Source organism: Neobacillus sp. S1115 (assembly GCF_055385565.1).
Map to the genome: position 1 here is coordinate 5,038,203 of NZ_AP038275.1, position 23,445 is coordinate 5,061,647.

Here is a 23,445-nt window from a genome sequence, read left to right on the forward strand (position 1 = left end):
TGCCGGCTAAAGGACTTGAACCCTCAACCTACTGATTACAAGTCAGTTGCTCTACCAATTGAGCTAAGCCGGCAAAATGATAATTAAATTATTATGGTGGAGGATGACGGGATCGAACCGCCGACCCTCTGCTTGTAAGGCAGATGCTCTCCCAGCTGAGCTAATCCTCCATTTAACAGCCTGGCAGCGTCCTACTCTCACAGGGACTTGCGTCCCAACTACCATCGGCGCTGAGAAGCTTAACTTCCGTGTTCGGGATGGGAACGGGTGTGACCTTCTCGCCATTACTACCAGACCATTTATCAGACACTATTTTATTATAATGTCTATTTCATATTTTGCAAGAGGAAATTTAAAATTTTTCATTCCCTCAAAACTAGATAATGCAGAAGAAGTTAATAAGAACGAGTTCACCTAAAAACATGACTTGGTTAAGTCCTCGATCGATTAGTATCAGTCAGCTCCACACGTCACCGCGCTTCCACCTCTGACCTATCAACCTGATCATCTTTCAGGGATCTTACTAGCTTGACGCTATGGGAAATCTCATCTCGAGGGGGGCTTCATGCTTAGATGCTTTCAGCACTTATCCCGTCCGCACATAGCTACCCAGCGATGCCTTTGGCAAGACAACTGGTACACCAGCGGTGCGTCCATCCCGGTCCTCTCGTACTAAGGACAGCTCCTCTCAAATTTCCTGCGCCCACGACGGATAGGGACCGAACTGTCTCACGACGTTCTGAACCCAGCTCGCGTACCGCTTTAATGGGCGAACAGCCCAACCCTTGGGACCGACTACAGCCCCAGGATGCGATGAGCCGACATCGAGGTGCCAAACCTCCCCGTCGATGTGGACTCTTGGGGGAGATAAGCCTGTTATCCCCAGGGTAGCTTTTATCCGTTGAGCGATGGCCCTTCCATGCGGAACCACCGGATCACTAAGCCCGACTTTCGTCCCTGCTCGACTTGTAGGTCTCGCAGTCAAGCTCCCTTGTGCCTTTACACTCTGCGAATGATTTCCAACCATTCTGAGGGAACCTTTGGGCGCCTCCGTTACACTTTAGGAGGCGACCGCCCCAGTCAAACTGCCCACCTGACACTGTCTCCCACCCCGATCAGGGGTGCGGGTTAGAATTTCAATACAGCCAGGGTAGTATCCCACCGACGCCTCCACCGAAGCTGGCGCTCCGGCTTCTCAGGCTCCTACCTATCCTGTACAAGCTGTACCAAAATTCAATATCAGGCTACAGTAAAGCTCCATGGGGTCTTTCCGTCCTGTCGCGGGTAACCTGCATCTTCACAGGTACTATAATTTCACCGAGTCTCTCGTTGAGACAGTGCCCAGATCGTTACGCCTTTCGTGCGGGTCGGAACTTACCCGACAAGGAATTTCGCTACCTTAGGACCGTTATAGTTACGGCCGCCGTTTACTGGGGCTTCGATTCAGAGCTTCGCTTGCGCTAACCCCTCCTCTTAACCTTCCAGCACCGGGCAGGCGTCAGCCCCTATACTTCGCCTTGCGGCTTTGCAGAGACCTGTGTTTTTGCTAAACAGTCGCCTGGGCCTATTCACTGCGGCTCTTCGGGGCTATTCACCCCAAAAAGCACCCCTTCTCCCGAAGTTACGGGGTCATTTTGCCGAGTTCCTTAACGAGAGTTCTCTCGCTCACCTTAGGATTCTCTCCTCGCCTACCTGTGTCGGTTTGCGGTACGGGCACCTTTTATCTCGCTAGAGGCTTTTCTTGGCAGTGTGGAATCAGGAACTTCGGTACTATAATTCCCTCGGCATCACAGCTCAGCCTTATGGCAAGCGGATTTTCCTACTTGCCAGCCTAACTGCTTGCACGCACATATCCAGCAGTGCGCTTACCCTATCCTCCTGCGTCCCCCCATCACTCAAACGATAAAGAGGTGGTACAGGAATATCAACCTGTTGTCCATCGCCTACGCCTTTCGGCCTCGGCTTAGGTCCCGACTAACCCTGAGCGGACGAGCCTTCCTCAGGAAACCTTAGGCATACGGTGGATGAGATTCTCACTCATCTTTCGCTACTCATACCGGCATTCTCACTTCTAAGCGCTCCACCAGTCCTTACGGTCTAGCTTCAACGCCCTTAGAACGCTCTCCTACCGCGGACACCACAAGGTGTCCACCCACAGCTTCGGTGATACGTTTAGCCCCGGTACATTTTCGGCGCAGAGTCACTCGACCAGTGAGCTATTACGCACTCTTTAAATGGTGGCTGCTTCTAAGCCAACATCCTGGTTGTCTAAGCAACTCCACATCCTTTTCCACTTAACGTATACTTTGGGACCTTAGCTGGTGGTCTGGGCTGTTTCCCTTTTGACTACGGATCTTATCACTCGCAGTCTGACTCCCACGGATAAGTCATTGGCATTCGGAGTTTGTCTGAATTCGGTAACCCGATGAGGGCCCCTAGTCCAAACAGTGCTCTACCTCCAAGACTCTAACTACGTGAGGCTAGCCCTAAAGCTATTTCGGAGAGAACCAGCTATCTCCAAGTTCGATTGGAATTTCTCCGCTACCCACACCTCATCCCCGCACTTTTCAACGTGCGTGGGTTCGGGCCTCCATCCAGTGTTACCTGGACTTCACCCTGGACATGGGTAGATCACCTGGTTTCGGGTCTACGACTACATACTAATTCGCCCTATTCAGACTCGCTTTCGCTGCGGCTCCGTCTCTTCAACTTAACCTCGCATGCAATCGTAACTCGCCGGTTCATTCTACAAAAGGCACGCCATCACCCATGAACGGGCTCTGACTACTTGTAGGCACACGGTTTCAGGATCTCTTTCACTCCCCTTCCGGGGTGCTTTTCACCTTTCCCTCACGGTACTGGTTCACTATCGGTCACTAGGGAGTATTTAGCCTTGGGAGATGGTCCTCCCTGCTTCCGACCGGATTTCACGTGTCCGGCCGTACTCAGGATCCACTCAGGAGGGAACGAAGTTTCGACTACAGGGCTTTTACCTTCTATGGCCGGCCTTTCCAGACCGCTTCATCTACCCCGTTCCTTTGTAACTCCATGTTGAGTGTCCTACAACCCCGAAAGGCAAGCCTTTCGGTTTGGGCTGTTCCCGTTTCGCTCGCCGCTACTCAGGGAATCGCGTTTGCTTTCTCTTCCTCCGGGTACTTAGATGTTTCAGTTCCCCGGGTCTGCCTTCAATACCCTATGTATTCAGGTAAAGATACTGCTCCATTACGAACAGTGGGTTTCCCCATTCGGAAATCTCCGGATCGGCGCTTACTTACAGCTCCCCGAAGCATATCGGTGTTAGTCCCGTCCTTCATCGGCTCCTAGTGCCAAGGCATTCACCGTGCGCCCTTTCTAACTTAACCTAAAAGGTTTTACTTACTCTTAAAAATAAGAGAGAAAAACTAAAATGGCGATTACTCGGTTCTTACTTGGTTACTTCTTCTTTTACGATTATCTAGTTTTCAAGGAACAAGGCTACTGACTTCAATCACATCATGATTAAACATCAGAGCGTTACTTCTTGCAGCCTTGCGACGAGCTGAGGATTCACTTCCTCGAGTTACTGCGGCGCAGGAGCAAAAAAATAAGGTTTTGAGAGATAATTCCCTCAAAACTAAACAAACAAGAAACAATCAAACAAACATGTATTGTCTGGCTCATATGTCCAGCTTATATCCTTAGAAAGGAGGTGATCCAGCCGCACCTTCCGATACGGCTACCTTGTTACGACTTCACCCCAATCATCTGTCCCACCTTAGGCGGCTGGCTCCTTACGGTTACCCCACCGACTTCGGGTGTTACAAACTCTCGTGGTGTGACGGGCGGTGTGTACAAGGCCCGGGAACGTATTCACCGCGGCATGCTGATCCGCGATTACTAGCGATTCCGGCTTCATGCAGGCGAGTTGCAGCCTGCAATCCGAACTGAGAATGGTTTTATGGGATTGGCTCCACCTCGCGGCTTCGCTGCCCTTTGTACCATCCATTGTAGCACGTGTGTAGCCCAGGTCATAAGGGGCATGATGATTTGACGTCATCCCCACCTTCCTCCGGTTTGTCACCGGCAGTCACCTTAGAGTGCCCAACTGAATGCTGGCAACTAAGATCAAGGGTTGCGCTCGTTGCGGGACTTAACCCAACATCTCACGACACGAGCTGACGACAACCATGCACCACCTGTCACTCTGTCCCCCGAAGGGGAAATTCCTATCTCTAGGAGTGTCAGAGGATGTCAAGACCTGGTAAGGTTCTTCGCGTTGCTTCGAATTAAACCACATGCTCCACCGCTTGTGCGGGCCCCCGTCAATTCCTTTGAGTTTCAGCCTTGCGGCCGTACTCCCCAGGCGGAGTGCTTAATGCGTTAGCTGCAGCACTAAAGGGCGGAAACCCTCTAACACTTAGCACTCATCGTTTACGGCGTGGACTACCAGGGTATCTAATCCTGTTTGCTCCCCACGCTTTCGCGCCTCAGCGTCAGTTACAGACCAGAAAGCCGCCTTCGCCACTGGTGTTCCTCCACATCTCTACGCATTTCACCGCTACACGTGGAATTCCGCTTTCCTCTTCTGCACTCAAGTCCCCCAGTTTCCAATGACCCTCCACGGTTGAGCCGTGGGCTTTCACATCAGACTTAAAGGACCGCCTGCGCGCGCTTTACGCCCAATAATTCCGGACAACGCTTGCCACCTACGTATTACCGCGGCTGCTGGCACGTAGTTAGCCGTGGCTTTCTGGTCAGGTACCGTCAAGGTACCGGCAGTTACTCCGATACTTGTTCTTCCCTGACAACAGAGCTTTACGACCCGAAGGCCTTCATCGCTCACGCGGCGTTGCTCCATCAGACTTTCGTCCATTGTGGAAGATTCCCTACTGCTGCCTCCCGTAGGAGTCTGGGCCGTGTCTCAGTCCCAGTGTGGCCGATCACCCTCTCAGGTCGGCTACGCATCGTTGCCTTGGTGAGCCGTTACCTCACCAACTAGCTAATGCGCCGCGGGCCCATCTGTAAGTGTCAGCCGAAACCGACTTTCAACCTTCCCTCATGTGAGGGAAGAAATTATCCGGTATTAGCTCCGGTTTCCCGAAGTTATCCCAGTCTTACAGGCAGGTTGCCCACGTGTTACTCACCCGTCCGCCGCTAACCACCGGGAGCAAGCTCCCTATGATTCGCTCGACTTGCATGTATTAGGCACGCCGCCAGCGTTCGTCCTGAGCCAGGATCAAACTCTCCAATAAAGTTGAGTTGATTAGCTCAAAAATGTTACGTTGGCTTCGTTTCAAATGAAACGAATATTATTGTTTGTTGACGTTTTTGTTTGTTTAGTTTTCAAAGAACTATCATACTGTTGAGTGTTTGTTCACTCGCTATTTTCTAGCCTCGCTCTCAAAAGCGACTCCCTTAATTTATCACAGTCAACTTCTTGATGTCAACAACTTTTTTAAATTTCTTTTTCAGTTGTTTGACACTCTCGAAGAGGACAAGAATTAATATACCATGATAAATAAATGTTTGCAATATAATTTATAACTTTTTTTGAAATGATTTTAAGTTCTCCACCTTTATATCCATTAAAAAATATTATCAACCTCAAGAAACGAATTTTATCCTTGTAATTTCATCCTTAAGAAATGTTAGAAGCATATTACAGATTCTAGACTGCAAATACATAAAACAAACAAACATTGTATATGTAATTAATGAAGCGTACGCTTTTGTTCTTCCATATTGCAGTCCTTTATGCAAGAATCAGAGTATATATAATAACAAATGGGTTTTCAAAAACGAATATATAAAATGGACGTGAATTTATGAGCAGCTTGGATTTAGATATACTGATGAAATTAGGAATTTCAGCTGTATTCGGTCTAATTATTGGCCTTGAGCGAGAATTAAAAAGAAAGCCAGTAGGATTAAAAACAAGTCTCGTCATTTCAGTTGTCAGTTGCTTGCTGACAATTGTATCTATTGAATCGGCTTATATGTTCCCTGATTCAAAGGGAGTTAGAATTACTATGGACCCTTTGCGGCTGGCGGCACAAATCGTCTCGGGAATTGGTTTCCTTGGAGCTGGTGTCATTTTAAGACGAGGCAATGACAGCATTTCCGGGCTAACTACTGCTGCCATGATTTGGGGGGCTGCCGGTATCGGGATTGCCGTAGGAGCGGGATTTTATTTAGAAGCATTCGTCGGCGTTGCCCTACTTATAATTAGTGTAGAATTTATCCCTGCCGTTATGAAAATTTTCGGACCAAAGCAATTACGGGAAAAAGAAATCATGCTTCAATTATTTATTCGAGACCAGGATCAGATTGAAAAAGCTATATCTTATTTACTTGAGAAAAAATATATTTTGCGTAGAATACGGATTAAGGATCTAGATAACGGTGATCACCTGGTACAAATTTTAGTTGCTGTTGACTACCGCGAAAAAACAACAGATGTATATACGGCTGTTTCCGATATAGAAGGTGTTAAAAAAGTGGAAATTGAAAGCATTAGTTAAAAATATTTTTTTGTGATTCTCTAAATTTCCTCTTGCAATACGCTCGTAATGCAGATATAATTTTTCTTGTACTAATCCATCGGGGGCTTAGCTCAGCTGGGAGAGCGCTTGCATGGCATGCAAGAGGTCGTCGGTTCGATCCCGATAGTCTCCATCATTATTCAGAAAAAACCTTTGCAACTGCAAAGGTTTTTTTTAGTTCTCCAAAGTTGATAAAAAATTTCCAAAATAAGAAAATATTCCCTTGCAACTATGATTCTCTTAAAATTATAATAAAAAACGTAAAATATTTTCAAATTTTAGAAATATTTGTAATCAAAAGGAGGGAAATCTCAAGCCTATTGTATCAGAAGCTTTATAACACCTTTTGCCCCTGCATCATTACCTGTCATCATCTTTTTTATCTTAATTCCACATTCCTTAATCCAGTGGTTTATACGAAAGGGGGAGCTTCTCTTTGGAAGCTAAAAAAATAAACGCTCAAACTGAAAGCGATTACAGTTCTATTGTCCAGTCTTCTTCGTTTCAGACATTACTCTCCGAAAAGAAAAAATTTATAATTCCATTTACTATCTTCTTTTTCTGTTTTTATTTTGCCTTGCCAATCTTAACCTCATATTCAACGATACTTAATACAAAATTTATCGGAGATATTACTTGGGCATGGGTATTTGCTTTCCTTCAGTTTGTTATGACATGGGGTTTGTGCATGCTTTATTCTAAGAAAGCGGCAAGGTTTGATGAGTTATCATCCCAGGTCATTCAAGAAAGGGGGAATAGCTAATGAATACCCCTGCATTCCTTATGTTTCTTGCCATTGTTCTCGTAACGCTGGTCATCACCTATTTCGCTTCCAAGAAAACTAAGAATGCCAGTGAATTTTACACGGCTGGCGGAGGCCTTACCGGCTGGCAAAATGGACTTGCCATCGCAGGTGACTATATGTCTGCAGCATCTTTCCTAGGAATTGCCGGAGCTGTAGCCCTGACCGGCTTTGATGGATTTTTCTATAGCATTGGGTTTCTAGTGGCTTACCTTGTCGTTCTTTATTTGGTAGCGGAACCGTTAAGAAACCTTGGCAAATACACTTTTGCCGATATGATAGCGGCTCGTTTTGATGCCAAAAAGATCCGCGGCTTCGCCGCCATGAATACAATGACGATTTCTATTTTTTATATGATTGCTCAGCTGGTCGGTGCTGGTGCACTTATTAAATTATTATTAGGATTGGAGTATACAACCTCTGTCTTAATCGTCGGGGTGTTAATGACGGTATACGTTATCTTTGGCGGAATGCATGCAACAAGCTGGGTGCAAATCATTAAAGCGATCCTGTTAATGGGCGGCACCTTCATTATTTCTATGATTGTTTTTGCCAAGTTTAATTTCAGCCTTACCGATATGTTTGCCCAAATGAAAACAGCAACTCCTTTAAAGGAATCCTTCCTAAATCCAGGTGTAAAGTACAAAGACGGCCTGGATACATTATCTCTAAATATGGGGCTTGTTCTTGGAACGGCAGGGCTTCCGCACATTCTTGTCCGCTTCTTTACCGTAAAGGATGCCAAGACGGCACGCTCGTCTGTTGTTTATGCTACTTGGGTTATTGGAATATTTTACGTTATGACCATTTTCCTTGGTTTCGGTGCTGCAGCATTTGTCGGCAATGAAAAAATTATTGCTGCCAACCCAGCCGGAAATATGGCAGCTCCTTTATTAGCTCAAGCAATTGGCGGTAATATGTTGTTTGCCTTTATTTCTGCGGTGGCGTTTGCAACTATTCTTGCTGTTGTTGCAGGGCTGGTGCTGACAGCAGCTTCAGCTTTTTCCCATGACTTTTACAATGAAATTTTGAAAAAAGGAAAAGCAACCGAAAAGCAACAGGTATTGATGGCCCGTTACGCAGCCATTGGGGTTTCTGTCGTATCCATTATTCTTGCCTTAGGCGCACAGACGCTGAATGTCGCCTTCCTTGTTTCACTCGCCTTTGCTGTTGCAGCTAGCGCGAATTTACCGGTCATTCTTTTCACCATCTATTGGAAACGCTTTAATACAACCGGCGCGATGTGGGCGATGGTTGTCGGTCTAATTTCAGCTATCGGCTTAGTGCTGATCAGTCCGAATGTATTCAGTCCGGAAGTTGGTAAAGCTATTTTTGTAGGGAACCCATTATTCCCTTACACAACACCAGGGATAGTTTCCATTCCGCTTGGTTTCCTGGCTGGTTACCTTGGAACCATCTTTTCCAGCCAAAAAGCTGATGTTAAAAAATATGAGGAAGTCCTCGTTAAATCCAATACAGGGATTGGTTTAGGTAGATAAAATATAAAGGTAAAAAAACCTATTAATGGGATCAGATTGCCGAGAATGGGATTTTCTCGGCAATTTTTTATTTGTCTAAAAACTGATTTTTATTATTAATTAACTTCCTCTGCTAATGGGCCTGTTGATTTCCGCTCCGGGCACTCGCTTTCCGCGGGGAGGTCCTGGAGCCTCCTCGGCGCTATGGCGCCTGCGGGGTCTCCAGTGACCTCTGTATCCCGCAGGAGTCGGTGCCCTCCGCTCCAATCAACATGGAGGCAAATCAATATAAAGATTTGCCACACAATTTTTATAATCTTGCTAAATATGTCGCGAAGGTTATGGTAAGGATAGCCTTTTCATGGATTAGATGGCCGCAATAATCCGAACTTCTTAAAAATAAACGAAAATCAATATATTTGTCTATCAAGCAAAGAAGGTGCCGTCTTGAACTTACTTTTCAATAGAAAACAAATTCATATTCACTTTAACCAGCCCCTTTTGGCGTAACATTAAGTTTATCACTCATATAAATAATATATTGTGAGTTGAAAGTCTTTATTGAATACACCTGTTGATTGGAGTGGAAGGCGGCGAAGACTCCTGCGGGAGTACGGGACAGGGGAGACCCCGCAGGCGCTGAAAGCGCTGAGGAGGCTCCCCGAACCGCCCGCGGAAAGCGAAGCCGCCTGGAACGGAAATCAACAGACAAGTTTAATGTAGCCAAACAAAAAAGACTGTCGATTTCCAAAATCTTCGGATTTGTCGACAGTCTGAAATCCCATTAACGGGGTTTTTTTCTTATGAAATTCTTCTTCTGATGTTTTCTTTCACCATTTTTCTTTTGATGGACAATTTTCATTTGTTGTCCATCTTGTCGTTTTTTTGCAGAAGTGTCCCGTTGAGTTTCTTTTTCCTTATTCGCATTCCCTATATTTTGTTTATTTATTCTAATATTTAGCTCTTTTTCAATTAAATCAAGAGTCGGCCGGTCCTTTGTAGAATAAAGAGTGATAGCTAGTCCTTTCGTCCCTGCCCGTCCGGTCCTGCCGATTCTATGAATATAACTCTCGGGATCCTGAGGAATATCGTAATTAAACACATGGGTTACACCTTCTACATCAAGTCCTCTTGCTGCTACATCGGTGGCAATTAGCAATTGTATTTCCGCATCCCGAAACCGTTTCATGACCTGCTCTCGTTTTGCCTGTGACAAATCACCATGCAACTCATCACAGGGAAATCCATGGCTTTTTAGAATTTCATAAAGCTTGGAAACTCTCCGTTTTGTCCGGCAAAAAATCACTGCTAAAAATGGCCGATGCGTTTCAATTAATTGGATAAGAGTTGCCTGCTTCGCACGTTCAATCGTATGAATGGCAATCTGTTTCACATTGTCAGCTGGTCCCTGAACTTTTTCGACTTGAATATATTCCGGGGTCCGCATGTATTTATTTGCAAGCTTTTTAACCTCAGGAGGAATTGTTGCTGAGAAAAGCATGGTCTGCCTGCTTCCGGGCGTTTCTTTAATGATATCCTCAACCTCGCTGAGAAAACCAATATGAAGCATTTGGTCTGCTTCATCCAGAACAAGATAAGATACATTCGCTAATTGGATTGTTTCCCTTCGAATATGATCGAGAAGCCTGCCCGGAGTCCCCACAACAATCTGTGGATGGTTCTTCAATTTCTTTAATTGTCTGTCAACATCTTGCCCGCCATAAACAGCTAGAACATTAATATCATCGAAATCATGAATCAATTTTTCAATTTCATCCGTAATTTGCAAAGCCAATTCTCTCGTTGGCGTCACAATAAGGGCTTGAATATGACCGTCCTTTCGATTCAATTTTTCAAGGATGGGCAGGATAAAGGCCAGCGTCTTGCCTGTACCTGTTTGTGCTTGGGCAATTGTATCCATGTCCTTCATAATAATCGGAATCGCCCGGTGTTGAATCGGTGTTGGGGTTGCAATCCCATACCCGCGTAATTTATCCACTACTGTGGTTGAAATCCCTAATGATAAAAATTCTGACAAATAACCGCCTACTTTCTGTATTACCTTCCACTAATAATGATTGTTTTCCACAGTAATTTCAATTATTCATTTGCGAAAATTGAATTTACCAGCAAAAAAGCAAAAGGCTGCTGAGCTATCTCAGGCAGCCTGGTATTTTTATAAAGGTTCTTTTAGATTATATTTTTTGAGAATGCTTTCTATTTTCAAACCAGTACTTACGTCACCTTTCACCTTCACTTTTCCTGTCAGCAGGGCCATCGTACCGCTCATTTTACACAAAATAAATTTTTTGAAGGTATCATAGTTTAAAGACATCGTCACGTTAGGGGCGACTTGGACTCCTTCTTTAATTGTTAATGTACCATCTTGAAAATAATGCTGATAGGTTGACGGCATCTGGTCATACACATCGTATTGAACAACAGCGTTAAAACCTTGGATTGGACCTGGATTTTCATTAAAGATTTCTTCAATTCTTGCCATTAAATCCGTTAAAGAATACTCTTTAATCGCCTTTTCCATTAAGGAAGTCCTCCTTTAAATAGACCTTTAATTCAATGATACTGTTTCGTATCACAAGGATAAAGTGACAATTTTATGAACTCTTTAAAATACCTAATAAAAAAATTAACTACTTGAAATATTGGATTCATAAATATCAATGATATATTTAAACTATCTATTAATTCGGGTAGCAATTATCGATTTTCACGAATGAAACATAGGAGGAACTCTCGTTGGATTTACACCAGTTATATGTGTTTACAAAGGTGGTTGAACATAAAAGCTTTTCGAAGGCCGCTGAGGATATTTTTCTAAGTCAATCAACTGTCAGTTCCCATATTCAGGCCTTGGAAAAAACATTAAATGTACAGCTTTTTGATCGCGTTGGCCGTGAAAGTATACTGACTCCCCACGGTGAGCGGCTTTATCAGTGGGCGCTTAAACTATTGCTCTTAAAAGACCAGGCTTTAATGGATTTAAAACAAGGAATGACTGAACTTCGAGGCATGATTCGGGTTGCCGCAAGCTCGGTGCCGGGGCAGTTCCTTCTGCCGAAAATGGTCAAGAGTTTTAGAGAAGGTTACGAAAATGCCATGTTTCATATTAGCCAGTCCTCCTCAAAAAATGTCGTGGAAAAAGTACTAAACGGATCCGTCGAAGTTGGGGTCTTAGGAGAAAAGTATGAAAGCGATAAACTTCACTATATACCGCTATTAAAGGAGAAGCTTGTTCTGATTACAGCAAATGAACGAAATATAACAGAACCGGTAAACATTCAAGAGATTTTGAAGTATCCATTTATCATGAGGAACTCCGAGTCTGGAACAAATGCCATCCTTGAAAGGGTTCTAAAGAAACATAAAATATCAAAGGATAAATTGAATATTATTGCTTATACAGATTCCAGTCAGAGCTTAATACAGTTTGTCATACAAGATATTGGCATCTCGATTATTTCCGAAATAGCCGCACGAGAATATGCTGCCCAAAACAGACTTAAAATGTATGAAATTCCTGGATTTGATGAGGAAAGATACTTTTACCTCACCTATAACATCCATAAAACCCAATCCATCCTAGCCAAACTATTTATTGAAAAAGCCGCTGAATTGCTCTAAAAAACTTTGACGGGGGGCATGCCCCCGCTGCTGTAAAGTATTACGTCCGGCAGTTCCCAAGTTCTTTAATGATTTAAGGTTTAAGGATTACTTTGATGCAGTCCTCGGTTTTAGTATCAAATACTTCGTAACCGTGCTTGGCTCGGTCTAGTGGAAGAACGTGTGTGATAATGTCTGATGGGTTAAATTCCCCCCTGTTTACCATGTCATACAGAAACGGCATGTAAGGTATTACCGGTGCCTGTCCCATCTTAATGTCCACATTGCGCTGAAAGAAATCCCCCAGCGGAAAGGCATTGTATCTGCCGCCATAAACTCCGGTAAGTTGTACCGTACCGCCTTTTCTTACCGCCTGGCTGGCCATAACAACCGCCCCCATCGCCCCGCCGTGCAGTTTTATCCCTGAAGCTAGGAATTCCAATGGGGTCATTTTCCCATCCATCCCTACAGCATCAATGACAATATCCGCTCCGCCCTGGGTGATTTCCAACAAGTAATCCCCGACATTTTCATGATCCTCAAAATTGACAATTTCCACTTTATTCGTCCGTTTTGCGTGCTCAAGGCGGTAGCCCACATAATCTACAGCAATAACCCGTTTTGCCCCTTTAAGCCAGGCAAATTTTTGTGCCATTAAGCCAACCGGTCCGCAGCCAAGAATAATAACAGTATCACCGGGTTTTACACCTGCATGGTCCACACTCCAGTAGGAGGTCGGCATAACATCTGCCAGTAAGACCAGTTTTTCATCCTCCACTTCGCAGTTTTCCGGGATTTTGAAAGGTGTAAAGTTCCCAAACGGAACCCTCATATATTCTGCTTGACCACCGGCATACCCGCCCGTTGTTTCCGAATAGCCGAAAAAGCCCGACCCTTGACCATGCGGGTTGCCGTTATCACATTGACTTGTCAGGTCGTGAGTACAATACCAGCAGTGCCCGCAGCTGACATTAAACGGAATGATGACCCGGTCTCCTTTTTTTAAGTTGGTTACCTCCGGGCCGACCTCCTCGACAATCCCCATCGGTTCGTGACCGATCACATAATCGGTAGGCAAATTCGGAATCATCGCATGGATGAGATGTAAATCAGAGCCGCAAATCCCCGAAGTGGTGATTTTTACGATAATATCATCAGCATTTTTAATGGACGGGTCCTTCACCTCCCTGATCTCTACATTTTTTATACCTTGGTATGTAACAGCCTTCATTTATTTTCACCTCCCTATTTGTTTGGAGTTGCAAACATCCCGCGGCGATCTGTGTCACTAGGATATATGTCCAACTCCGCAATCTGTATGGCGGTTTCTGCCGCTTTAAGATCGACCGGAAACTGTTCTTTAACGCTATGAGGATTCAACCATCCCTTTTTTATCATTAGGTCTGAAATCTCCGTGTGCAAATCAATGGCCGCTTCCATTTGCCGATGTAAAGTCCTCCGCAGCTCCGGGTTGGCTGTTTCGGTAATGGCAAAGCTATACGTCCGGATTCCAGTTTTGATGCCCAGCAAAAAGTCCATCGCAATTGCTGAATCTGCCAGATTCGGCATCCCTTCCGCATTCCTTGGGTCTAAAAAGTCCTCCATTCCATTCACCTCTCTTTACTGCAGTAACTGGCTTTGTTGATAAAATCGAAGTAATTCGTTCATATCCTGAATGGACTGCTTTACATCCTTGGCCATTAAGGCTTTTAATTCGTTATCAAAGCAGACACCTTGCATTAATTTTGATTTCAATAAGCAGACAGTTTTAAAATTTATTAATTCATGCGTTTCCATCGTTTCATGCAAAGCCAACCTGTCCATGGATTCACCTCCAATTTGATATCTTGTTATTTTCTCCATAGGGCAATTTCTTTTATGCAAAACCAGAAGGTGTATAACAATCAGGAAGGATAGAAACGATAAACAAGAACGATTAGGTACGATTGGGGGGAGTTATGTGATTAAACGATTAGCACTCCATGAAACTGTGGATCTCCATGAAATAATCGCTTTTAAAAATCTTTGCCTTACGAAAACGGCAACAATGAGTAAATTGGCGCAGGATGAGGAGCTGCAGGCCATTCTTACGGCTGATGCCGCTGCAGGAATCCGGCACATCGAAAGGCTAAAGGAGTTTTTAACAAATCGGGGGGAAAATGAGTGAATCAATTAATCCAAAACCTGATAGGTATGGGCGGATTGACAGACCAGGTCATCGCGACTGATTTTCTTGTTTCAGCCAAAGCGGCTATAAGGAATTATGCTGCAGCGATCACAGAAACCGCCACACCTGAATTAAAAGCGGCATTGCGTGAACAGTTAAACGAAGCAATCGCCACGCATGAAAAAATAACAAACTATATGTTGGCAAAAGGCTTTTATCATCCACATGATTTAAGTGAACAATTGAACCTTGATTTAACTGTTGCGGACACGGCCATAAATCTTGCGCAAAAAATGGGTCAGCAATAGAAAAGGAGAACACTTCGGTTCTCCTTTATATTTTGATGGCCATTTCCTTTAATTTCTTCTTATCAATCTTTCCCACATGGGTTTTAGGAAGTTCATTTACTTTAATAAATCTTTTAGGAATTTTATAACGCCCTAGTTTGGCTTCACAATATGTTTTTAGTTCGCCTTCAGTTATGCTCCATTCCTTAAAAACTATAAAAGCAGCTACCACTTCGCCCCATTTTTCGTCTGGCAGGCCGATGACAGCAGCCTCTTCGATAGCTGGATGTTCCGTAAGCCAATGCTCAATTTCCAAGGGATAAATATTTTCGCCGCCAGTGATGATCATATCCTTTTTCCGGCCGACAATATAATAATAGCCCTGTTCATCCCTTCTGGCGAAATCCCCGGTGCGGATCCAGCCATCCGTCATTGTTTCGTTCGTCGCTTGTTCATTATTCCAATAGAACGAAAAAGCATGCTTGCCCCTGATTAAAAGTTCGCCGACTTCGTTTGCTGTGGCTTCCCTGCCATCTGTCTTTTCAAGGATGATGGAATTAAACATCATCGGTTTGCCGACTGAGCCGCGCTTTATCTGCGCTTCCTCGGGACTTATATAAAAATTATTCGGTCCCGCTTCTGTCAACCCATACCCCTCTTTAAAAGCCAAGCCCTTTTTTTGAAACGCCTCATAAATTTGCATAGGACATGGCGCCGCCCCAGATAAGAAGATTTTCATAGAAGGAAAATGGCTGCTCTTAAATTCTTCCGATTGGATTAACATATGATACATCGTTGGTACTAGGAGAATAATTGTACATCGGTAACGATTGATGGATTCTACCGCTTCCGCCGCATCAAAATGGTCCCCAATGACAACGGTCCCGCCCATCATAAGGATAGGAATGCTTAACGCATTCAGGCCGCCGGTATGAAACATGGGCATATAATTGACTGTGACATCTTGATCCGTCAGCCCCCAGCTCAAAATAGAATTTATCCCATTCCAGAGGATGGAGCGATGGCTTAACACAACACCCTTTGGCTTCCCGGTTGTACCGCCCGTGTAAATCATCGCTAATGAGTCGGTTTCAGAAATTTCTTCTACTTTTTGGAGAAATTTAATTTCAGAATAAATAGAGCCTCCGACCATAAAAGAGTGTGGTTTTTCCTCAGGAAGCTGATCATATATATGAATAAATTGTTCATGTACCCCGATCAGAATCGGTGTGCAGTCCTGCAATATTTCGTTTATTTCATGAACCGAAAGCCTCCAGTTCAGCGGTACAAAAATGGCGCCAATTTTTCCGCAGGCAAATAATAAATCAAAATAGCATATATCGTTTGGGGCCAAGAGAGCTACCCGATCGCCTTTTTTTACGCCTCTGTTTTGCAGGTTTGCTGCCGTATTGTTCGCCCGTGCGCTCAATTGTCCGTAAGTCCAAGTCTCGTTAGTCTTAACATCGATTATGGCAGCTTTATTCGGCGATAATCTCGCTCTATTTTCCAGCCAATCCAGTTCCCACCTCACCAAAACTCGCTCCTTCACTACTAGATGGTGCTATTTTAGCTGGGGGTGGTTACAGAGGAGTTACAGAAGAGTTCATTACATAAAATCACGGTTTCACAACGTAAATTTGGGTGCTCACTACATAATTTCAGGTTTTTACTACAAAATTCCGGACTTTCACGACACATTTTGGAACAAACAGGAAAAGCCAAATAAAAAAACGACCCAGAAAGGCCGTTCCCTTAACTCACCCCTTATACCTGCACTTCTTTCTCCAAAAACTTTGTCATCTCCTTCAACAATTGCGGCAGGTCATCCACTAATGGGGAGTGACCACAGTTTTTCAATTCCACATAGGTCGCCTTATCTCCCAAATCTGCTAAAAGCTCATTCGTCATTTCTCTGGCAATGACCATATCCCTTTCACCATATAAGACCAGAACAGGAACATGAATGTCGTCGACCCTGCCATTTCCAGGAACAAGTCCATTATGAAAATGGCTGATATTAAAGGTATTGTTGGAGTGATGGACCTCAGCCAAATTGCGCTGCGTCCGCATGTCCTGAACATACTCATCATAAAGATCAGGTGCCGGCTGGTTGTGAGTGTAAATGACTGCGTTCCAAATTAATTTCAGTAACGCAGCATCATTGGTATCATAGGCGGCTTGCACAGGAATGGTGCGAACTAGGTCTCGCTTTATCTCTTCATGTAAGGTAAATCGTCGCGGCTCATCAGCATCACTCAATTTCCCGTCAAAAGGATAGCCTCTCGTGGATTCGGAAGCAAGCAATATTAATTTATTGCAGTATCCTGGATAATCAGCGGCGAATTGCATGCTCACTGCACCTCCGGTTGACCAGCCGACAAGAGCAAAGTCTTTCAAACCAATCGCGTCTACAAACAGCTTGACATCATCAGCGAAATCCTTAATCGACATAATTAGGTTGTTATAGGTAGACAGGCCGAATCCCCGCAAATCAACGGCAAACAATTTATATTTCTCATCCATGTTTTCAAGAACGAGATCCCAGTGCTTGGATGAAGTCATATTACCATGAACCAATAATACCTTTATATCTCCGCCTTCCCTTTCCCGGTAGAAAAGCGTTTCTCCGTTTGAAAGCTCGACACTCTTTACTGAAACGTTTACCATCCCTATCATCCCTTCCCCCATTTAATGGTTGTAGCTCCCCACGCATAGCCAATCCCGGCGCTGACAAAAACGACAAGATCACCGTCCTTCACTTTCTCTTCCCGTAAAGCCAGCTCCAACGACAAGATTTGATCTATCTGCCCAATATGACCGTAATCCTCCAAATAAATTGCCTGCTCATCGGACAAGCCCAGTTCTCTTAAAACATATTCATGGGCGGATTTTTTCATGTGAAGAATCGCTAAATACGCAATATCGTCCACTGTATACCCACTCTTCCGAACCGATTCGCGAATGACTTTTAAAAAATTGCTCATTGATTTTTCCTCAAGGCGCTGTTTCATCCCCTCAGGGTCAAGTACATCGAGCATGTTCAAGCGTTTGGCAATCGCCTCGCTCGAGATTGGATGTTTAGTGCCCCCGGCAACGACAACGACGTCCTCGGAAAAAGAACCATCCGTCAGGATTACCGTCTCAAGCAAAAGATTTTCCGAATAATCTTTTTGAAGAAGAATGGCCCCGCCGCCAGCGCCAAGATTATACATAAATCTTGTTCTAGGGTTCTCGTAATCTATAAAATCAACATTTCGGTAACCCCCGGCAAGAAGAACCGTGCGTATACCTGGGTCAGAGAGCATCATGCTTTTCGCTACCTTCAACGCCATCACGGTTGTGCCGCACCTTAAAGCCGTATCAAACGCCCAGGCATTAAAAGCGCCGATTGCTTCCTGCAGTTTGATTCCCGCCGTCCAGAGTGGATATTCCTTATGCTCCTCACCGATATAAATGACGAGGTCAATATCCAAAGGATTAAACGAGGCTTTCTCAAGCGCCTTTCTTGCAGCAAGGATGCCCATTTCACAGGTATGGTCATCGGGACTTGGAATATGCTTTTTCTTAATCCCCATTTTTTCTTCTACAACGGTCACCGGAATGCCTGCCTTTTCGGCGATTTCCCGACCAGTCATTGTTTTTTCCGGCAAGTATATCCCTGTACTGACTATGCCTATTTGCAAAACGATCACCTACTCTATGAATCTTCCGCAATTTCCTTCATAAACGACATCGCCTCTTCAATCGTTTCGAATAAAGTTTCCCGGTCTTCCTGCACATGGGTCACTTTAATCCTCCAGTGCCGTGACCCAGTCTCCTTTTCGACTGCAGCTAATTGAAAACGAACGACAAAGGAGGTAACTTGATTCGTATCCATCGCCGCCTCCTTCTAGCCCGCCAGCTTTTCTTTTTTATTGACTGCCTGCTGCTTTTTCCGCTTCCAGGTTATGGTCCTTAACGTACCGACAATTCCTTTCGGGAAAAACATGACGACTAAAATATAAATAATGCCAAAAAAGATAATCCAGCGTTCAAAAATCCAATGCTCTTTCGCCAGCTCTGTCAGCCAGTCGTGGGCAAATTCAATTAATCCGGCACCGATCATCGCACCATATAGTGTGCCGACACCGCCGATAATCGTCATTAACAACGCATCCAATGTGATGTCCATCGAAAAAACACTTGTATTGACAAACCGTAGTGACATCGCATAAAGAATACCCGCAACACCAGCTAATACTCCGGAAACAATGCTTGCGGCAATTTTATAGTGGAGGACATGAAAGCCAAGTGACTCGGTGCGCTGCTCATTTTCGCGAATCGCTTGAAGCACCCGTCCCAATGGTGAATTGGTAAACCGCTTTAAAATCATAAACACCGCCGCCATAATCAGCAGACAAATCAGATAGTAATCGGTCCGGTCAATAAATTGCTCCGGAACACGAAATGTAAAGCCATCATTCCCATGGGTCAGGCTCCGCCATTTTTCCGCCGCTACTAGAAACAATCCCGATAAAGACAACGTTAACATCGCATAAAAGTGGCTTTTTAAGCGGAGCGTCAAAAGCCCGACTAAAAAGCTGACCAGCGCCGTTAAAGCAAGTGTTGCCAATAGTGCAAGCAGGAAATTCAGCATCGTCGGCTCAAATCGCTTCATAAAAATCCCAATCGAATAAGCTCCGATTCCAAAAAACATCGCGTGACCAAAAGAAACAATACCGGTAAAACCAAGGAGCAGGTCATAGCTCATTGCAAATACCGAAAAAATAAATATTTGCGTTAATAAAATCATCAGATTACGAGATTCATAGACAAATGGCAAGAGGAAGAGAAATGCTGCAACTATCCAAAATAATGTTGTCCCCTTATTGGTTCGTAACCACTTCATATTCTCACCCCTTTGCCCCAAATAGCCCTTGCGGCCGAATAATCAATACAACTGCCATCAACAGCATATTAACAGCAAGCGACAAATCCGGAACATAGTACGCCATAAACGAACCGGACAGCCCCACCAGAATGGCCGCCAAAATGGAACCACTGAAATTGCCCATGCCCCCGATGACTACCACGATAAAGGCTAAAATGGCAAACTCCATTCCCATCCCGGCATGGATGACTCCGGAATACGGCCCCAAAAGAACTCCGCCGAGAGCGGCCATTCCTGAACCAATCATAAATACAAACATAAATACCTTTTGAATATTAATACCTAATGCCTGGACCATTTCCTTATTCATTACGCCAGCTCGGACGACAAGGCCGATTTTCGTTTTTTTGAGCAAAAATTGCACACACGTATAAATAAGCAGGCCAGCCAAAATAATAAATACCCGATATTTAATGATAATCACGCCGCCTAGTTCCCAGCTTCCCTTTAAATAATCCGGTGGCGTGGCGGTAATTTGATTAGGTCCCCAAATCACCTTCAGCATTTCCGAAAGCACAAGCATGAGCCCAAGTGTAATTAAAATTTGCTGGACATGATTGCCGTAAACCGGTTTGATAATCCATTTTTCCGTGATGATTCCCAAAAGGAATCCGGTCAGGATGGCACCGGCAATCCCAATCAGAAAGCTCCCCGTTTTTCCATAAATCCATAAACCGCTGTAAGCTCCCCAGGCAAATAACCCGCCATGGGCAAAGTTCAATACATCCATTAACCCAAATATTAGCGTTAACCCGGCCGCCAGCAGGAAAATGAGCATCCCAGTCGCCAGCCCATTTAAGGCCAAATTGAAGAATAAATCCACAAAGGTCTTCCCCTTTCCTAGGCGATACCTAAATATTTTCGTTTCTTTTCCTCGTTTTCTTTCAATTCCTGCATTGTTCCATGGCTTACTGTCTGGCCGTCATCAATAATGTAATAACGGTCACCGATCGTACTCGCCATCATGAAATTTTGCTCGACCAAAACAATGGTTGTCTGCTCCTTCATTTGGGTAATGGATTCCATCACCTTTTCCACAACGATTGGAGCCAATCCCTTACTCGGCTCATCGATTAACAGCAATTCATTCTCATTAATATAGGCCCTGGCAATGGCCAGCATTTGCTTCTGCCCGCCACTTAACAGCCCTCCCGGCTTTTTCCAAAACTTTTTCAAGTCGGGAAACAGCTTCAGGATCCAATCCATTCTCTTCAAGGTTTCTGTATTTTCCTTTTGCATTGCCACCTTCATATTTTCCTCAACGGTTAAGCCTGAAAAAATCCCTTGGTCTTCCGGTACAAAACCAATCCCTTTTTTGGCAATGGTATAGGGGGCAAGAGTCTGAATGGACTCCCCTTTAAAGATCACACTTCCTTTGGAAGCAGGCGTAAACCCCATGATAGTCCGTAAAGTGGTCGTCTTACCTGCTCCATTTCGGCCAAGCAAAACGGTCACTTCTCCCTTTTTCACTTCCAACGAAACACCCTGAAGAATATGATATTGGCCAATATGTGTTTCTATGTCCTTTAGCTGCAGTAGTTCGCTCATTCGTAAAGCCCTCCTAAATAGGCCGACTGAACCGTCTCATTTTTCATGATTTCCTCTGGCGTGCCGTCAGCCAGAAGCCTGCCGTTAAACAAAACCATTACAGAATCGGACAAATCTAAAATCATATCCATTTTGTGTTCAATTAGAATGATGGTTCGAACCCCTTGCTGCTTAATCCGCTTGATGACTTCCAAAATCGCTGGAACCTCCTCCAGGGACATCCCCGCGGTCGGTTCATCCAGTAGCAAAACCTCTGTTTCCAATGCCAGCAGCATGGCAATTTCCAGCTTCCGCTTTTCACCATGGGCAAGGTTAGCGGCAAGTGAGTCCTGTTTGTCATCGAGAAGCACCAGCCTCAGCCATTCCAGCGCCTTCTCTTCAAATTGGCGATATTTTTTATAATGAAATAGCATTTGATAGCGGATTCCCGCCTGCGATTGGACAGCGAGCCGGACATTTTCCAAAACGGTTAAATTGGGAAATACATTTGTAATTTGAAAGGAACGGCCAATTCCTGCCCTGGTTCGTTTCGTCGGTGAAAAAGCAGTGATGTCTTTCCCCCGGTAATAAATTTTCCCTTTTGTCGGTGTAAGCTGCCCGCTTAATAGATTAAAAAAGGTCGTTTTTCCGGCGCCATTCGGCCCGATAATTGACTTAAAGTGTTTTTCAGGAACTGTTAATGTAACGGAATCAACCGCGGTATGGCCGCCAAAGGTTATCGATAAATCATTTGTTTCAATCAATGCTGCCAAACATATCACCACCCTAGATTACAAATAGGAAGAGGGGGACCCGATTAAACCTTAATCCCCCCACTCACCTGTGAAATTTATTTATTACGAATTGGCGGAGCGGTTTCCTCGGGAGTCAGCTCGCGCATTAATACCGGAACCGGATAATTCACGCCATCCTTTTTCTCAAGCTTAATCGCATATAATGACTGCAGTGCCTGGTGATCCTCAGGTCGGAAGGTCATTTTTCCTTTCGGTGTTTCAAAGCTCATTCCTTCCATCGCTTTAATCAATTTATCGGCGTCAGTATCGCCTTTTGTTTTCTTGACAGCTTCCACAATGGAGATTGCCGCACTCATACCTCCTGGTGTAAATAGGTCGGGAACCTCATTGTTAAATTTCTTTTTATGTTCAGCGACAAGCCAATCATTGATTTTATTTTTTGGAAGATCATGATAATAGACAGTGAAGCCTTCCATTCCTACAAGCGGCGCCATTGTAGATAAGGCCGCAATATCCGGTGCTCCGGTTGAGATTTTGATGCCTTTTTCCTGAACCTTCATATCGGCAATCTGTTTCCATGGAGAGTTAGCACCCGCCCAGACTACGAATAGGTAATCAGGTTTGGCATCAATGATTTTTTGAATATTAGAGGTAAAATCCGTTGCTGCCGGATCCGCATATTCTTCCTTTACTATGTCAGCACCTAATTTCTTAGCCGCTTCTTTAAATGCCGCTACCCCGTCACGTCCAAATGAATAATCAGGAGCTAGGGTCGCAATTTTGACACCCTTTTTCGCGATGGCTGCTGCACCGGCAACTGCGTCCTGTGAAGAGTTCCGTGCTGTTCGGAAAATATAAGGGTTGAACTCGGATCCAGTAATCGTATCCGCTGCAGCTGGTTCAACCACCATAATTCTTTTATATTCCTCAGCCAGCGGAAGTACTGCTAATGTATCAGCAGAACTAGACGATCCAACCAAGAAATCCACCTTATCTTCTTCTAATAGTTTCGTTGCTTTTTGTACAGCTACTTCCGGCTTCGTTTCGGTATCTTCCACATAGAATTCAATTTTTCTGCCATCCACTTCCATCTTTCCGTCTGTAGCATATTGTAGTCCCAGCTCAAAGCCTCTTAATGTTTGTTTACCGTAGGACTCCAAGGCTCCAGTTTTTGATGCAAGCACACCGATTTTAATTGGGGCTTTATTTTCTTCCTTCTTTCCACCGTTGTCCTTCGGCTCTGATGATGATTTGTCCGAGCTGCATGCACTGGCAAACAGCATCACAAACATTAGTAATCCTAAAAATGCCCATCTTTTTCTGCTTCCCTTCACATCTCTTCCCCCTTAAAATTTTT

The 23,445-nt window shown here is 44.5% G+C and carries 20 protein-coding genes, 3 tRNA genes and 3 rRNA genes; 7 read left to right on the plus strand and 19 right to left on the minus strand.

From position 1 onward, the window contains the following. The 5 genes from ACZ5B7_RS24755 to ACZ5B7_RS24775 all read right to left on the minus strand — a co-directional run bounded on the left by ACZ5B7_RS24755 (position 1) and on the right by ACZ5B7_RS24775 (position 5,231). A tRNA-Thr gene (locus tag ACZ5B7_RS24755) sits at positions 1-73 on the minus strand. Between the two features lie 21 nt (positions 74-94). Continuing rightward, positions 95-170: transfer RNA gene (locus ACZ5B7_RS24760), tRNA-Val, on the minus strand. Between the two features lie 8 nt (positions 171-178). Beyond that, a 5S ribosomal RNA gene (gene rrf / locus ACZ5B7_RS24765) occupies positions 179-295 on the minus strand. 132 nt (positions 296-427) lie between these two features. Then, positions 428-3,362 (minus strand): 23S ribosomal RNA (locus tag ACZ5B7_RS24770). 319 nt (positions 3,363-3,681) lie between these two features. After that, positions 3,682-5,231 (minus strand): 16S ribosomal RNA (locus ACZ5B7_RS24775). Together the 16S, 23S and 5S rRNA genes with 2 tRNA genes alongside form the textbook arrangement of a ribosomal RNA operon. A gap of 573 nt (positions 5,232-5,804) precedes the next feature. Here ACZ5B7_RS24775 and ACZ5B7_RS24780 point away from each other — a divergent pair. The 4 genes from ACZ5B7_RS24780 to ACZ5B7_RS24795 all read left to right on the plus strand — a co-directional run bounded on the left by ACZ5B7_RS24780 (position 5,805) and on the right by ACZ5B7_RS24795 (position 8,822). Then, positions 5,805-6,500: an MgtC/SapB family protein gene (locus ACZ5B7_RS24780; protein WP_423799382.1), complete on the plus strand. Its 696-nt coding sequence runs from the start codon at positions 5,805-5,807 to the stop codon at positions 6,498-6,500. An 81-nt stretch (positions 6,501-6,581) separates the two neighbouring features. Next, positions 6,582-6,654 (plus strand) — tRNA-Ala (locus tag ACZ5B7_RS24785). A gap of 303 nt (positions 6,655-6,957) precedes the next feature. After that, complete coding sequence (locus tag ACZ5B7_RS24790; protein ID WP_464491318.1) at positions 6,958-7,284, plus strand: DUF485 domain-containing protein; 327 nt, start codon at positions 6,958-6,960, stop codon at positions 7,282-7,284. Then, positions 7,284-8,822, plus strand: coding sequence for a solute symporter family protein (locus tag ACZ5B7_RS24795; RefSeq protein WP_464491319.1), 1,539 nt, complete (start codon positions 7,284-7,286; stop codon positions 8,820-8,822). The genes ACZ5B7_RS24790 and ACZ5B7_RS24795 overlap by 1 nt, the downstream gene beginning before the upstream one ends. A gap of 763 nt (positions 8,823-9,585) precedes the next feature. Here the strand turns inward: ACZ5B7_RS24795 and ACZ5B7_RS24800 are convergent. After that, positions 9,586-10,839, minus strand: a complete 1,254-nt coding sequence (locus ACZ5B7_RS24800; protein WP_464491320.1) for a DEAD/DEAH box helicase — start codon at positions 10,837-10,839, stop codon at positions 9,586-9,588. Between the two features lie 138 nt (positions 10,840-10,977). Next, complete coding sequence (locus ACZ5B7_RS24805; RefSeq protein ID WP_464491321.1) at positions 10,978-11,343, minus strand: SCP2 sterol-binding domain-containing protein; 366 nt, start codon at positions 11,341-11,343, stop codon at positions 10,978-10,980. A 215-nt stretch (positions 11,344-11,558) separates the two neighbouring features. Between ACZ5B7_RS24805 and ACZ5B7_RS24810 the strand changes: the two genes are divergently transcribed. Then, positions 11,559-12,443, plus strand: coding sequence for a selenium metabolism-associated LysR family transcriptional regulator (locus ACZ5B7_RS24810; RefSeq protein WP_423799386.1), 885 nt, complete (start codon positions 11,559-11,561; stop codon positions 12,441-12,443). Between the two features lie 73 nt (positions 12,444-12,516). Here ACZ5B7_RS24810 and ACZ5B7_RS24815 read toward each other — a convergent pair whose 3' ends face one another. The 3 genes from ACZ5B7_RS24815 to ACZ5B7_RS24825 are packed head-to-tail and all read right to left on the minus strand — an operon-like array spanning position 12,517 to position 14,246. Further along, positions 12,517-13,653, minus strand: coding sequence for a zinc-dependent alcohol dehydrogenase (locus tag ACZ5B7_RS24815; protein WP_464491322.1), 1,137 nt, complete (start codon positions 13,651-13,653; stop codon positions 12,517-12,519). A gap of 14 nt (positions 13,654-13,667) precedes the next feature. Continuing rightward, positions 13,668-14,027 (minus strand): spore coat protein, encoded by a 360-nt coding sequence (locus tag ACZ5B7_RS24820; protein WP_464491323.1) that lies wholly within the window; start codon positions 14,025-14,027, stop codon positions 13,668-13,670. Positions 14,028-14,042: 15 nt separating this feature from the next. After that, complete coding sequence (locus tag ACZ5B7_RS24825) at positions 14,043-14,246, minus strand: spore coat protein (RefSeq protein ID WP_464491324.1); 204 nt, start codon at positions 14,244-14,246, stop codon at positions 14,043-14,045. A 136-nt stretch (positions 14,247-14,382) separates the two neighbouring features. Between ACZ5B7_RS24825 and ACZ5B7_RS24830 the strand changes: the two genes are divergently transcribed. Both ACZ5B7_RS24830 and ACZ5B7_RS24835 read left to right on the plus strand, forming a co-directional pair. Continuing rightward, positions 14,383-14,589: a hypothetical protein gene (locus ACZ5B7_RS24830; RefSeq protein ID WP_464491325.1), complete on the plus strand. Its 207-nt coding sequence runs from the start codon at positions 14,383-14,385 to the stop codon at positions 14,587-14,589. Further along, positions 14,586-14,897, plus strand: coding sequence for a spore coat protein (locus ACZ5B7_RS24835; protein WP_464491326.1), 312 nt, complete (start codon positions 14,586-14,588; stop codon positions 14,895-14,897). Before ACZ5B7_RS24830 ends, ACZ5B7_RS24835 begins: the two co-directional genes overlap by 4 nt. Before the next feature lie 25 nt (positions 14,898-14,922). On the opposite strand, the gene ACZ5B7_RS24840 is transcribed toward ACZ5B7_RS24835, so the two are convergent. The 9 genes from ACZ5B7_RS24840 to ACZ5B7_RS24880 all read right to left on the minus strand — a co-directional run bounded on the left by ACZ5B7_RS24840 (position 14,923) and on the right by ACZ5B7_RS24880 (position 23,380). Then, positions 14,923-16,407, minus strand: a complete 1,485-nt coding sequence (locus ACZ5B7_RS24840) for a class I adenylate-forming enzyme family protein (RefSeq protein ID WP_464491327.1) — start codon at positions 16,405-16,407, stop codon at positions 14,923-14,925. A 233-nt stretch (positions 16,408-16,640) separates the two neighbouring features. Further along, the gene (gene phaZ, locus ACZ5B7_RS24845) at positions 16,641-17,543 is read right to left on the minus strand and encodes an intracellular short-chain-length polyhydroxyalkanoate depolymerase (protein ID WP_464494564.1); all 903 of its coding nucleotides are present in this window, start codon (positions 17,541-17,543) and stop codon (positions 16,641-16,643) included. A 5-nt stretch (positions 17,544-17,548) separates the two neighbouring features. Next, positions 17,549-18,559 (minus strand): 3-oxoacyl-ACP synthase, encoded by a 1,011-nt coding sequence (locus ACZ5B7_RS24850; protein WP_464491328.1) that lies wholly within the window; start codon positions 18,557-18,559, stop codon positions 17,549-17,551. Positions 18,560-18,573: 14 nt separating this feature from the next. After that, the gene (locus tag ACZ5B7_RS24855; protein ID WP_213117939.1) at positions 18,574-18,753 is read right to left on the minus strand and encodes a hypothetical protein; all 180 of its coding nucleotides are present in this window, start codon (positions 18,751-18,753) and stop codon (positions 18,574-18,576) included. A 12-nt stretch (positions 18,754-18,765) separates the two neighbouring features. Then, positions 18,766-19,764 carry a branched-chain amino acid ABC transporter permease gene (locus ACZ5B7_RS24860; RefSeq protein WP_378582662.1) on the minus strand — a complete coding sequence of 333 codons (999 nt, stop codon included), beginning with the start codon at positions 19,762-19,764 and terminating at the stop codon, positions 18,766-18,768. Between the two features lie 4 nt (positions 19,765-19,768). After that, complete coding sequence (locus ACZ5B7_RS24865; RefSeq protein WP_423799396.1) at positions 19,769-20,629, minus strand: branched-chain amino acid ABC transporter permease; 861 nt, start codon at positions 20,627-20,629, stop codon at positions 19,769-19,771. A 17-nt stretch (positions 20,630-20,646) separates the two neighbouring features. Beyond that, positions 20,647-21,354 (minus strand): ABC transporter ATP-binding protein, encoded by a 708-nt coding sequence (locus ACZ5B7_RS24870; RefSeq protein ID WP_464491329.1) that lies wholly within the window; start codon positions 21,352-21,354, stop codon positions 20,647-20,649. Then, entirely contained in the window at positions 21,351-22,106 is a 756-nt protein-coding gene (locus ACZ5B7_RS24875) for an ABC transporter ATP-binding protein (protein ID WP_464491330.1), read from the minus strand. The genes ACZ5B7_RS24870 and ACZ5B7_RS24875 overlap by 4 nt, the downstream gene beginning before the upstream one ends. A gap of 77 nt (positions 22,107-22,183) precedes the next feature. Beyond that, positions 22,184-23,380 carry a substrate-binding domain-containing protein gene (locus ACZ5B7_RS24880; RefSeq protein ID WP_378583421.1) on the minus strand — a complete coding sequence of 399 codons (1,197 nt, stop codon included), beginning with the start codon at positions 23,378-23,380 and terminating at the stop codon, positions 22,184-22,186. Positions 23,381-23,445: the final 65 nt, after the last annotated feature.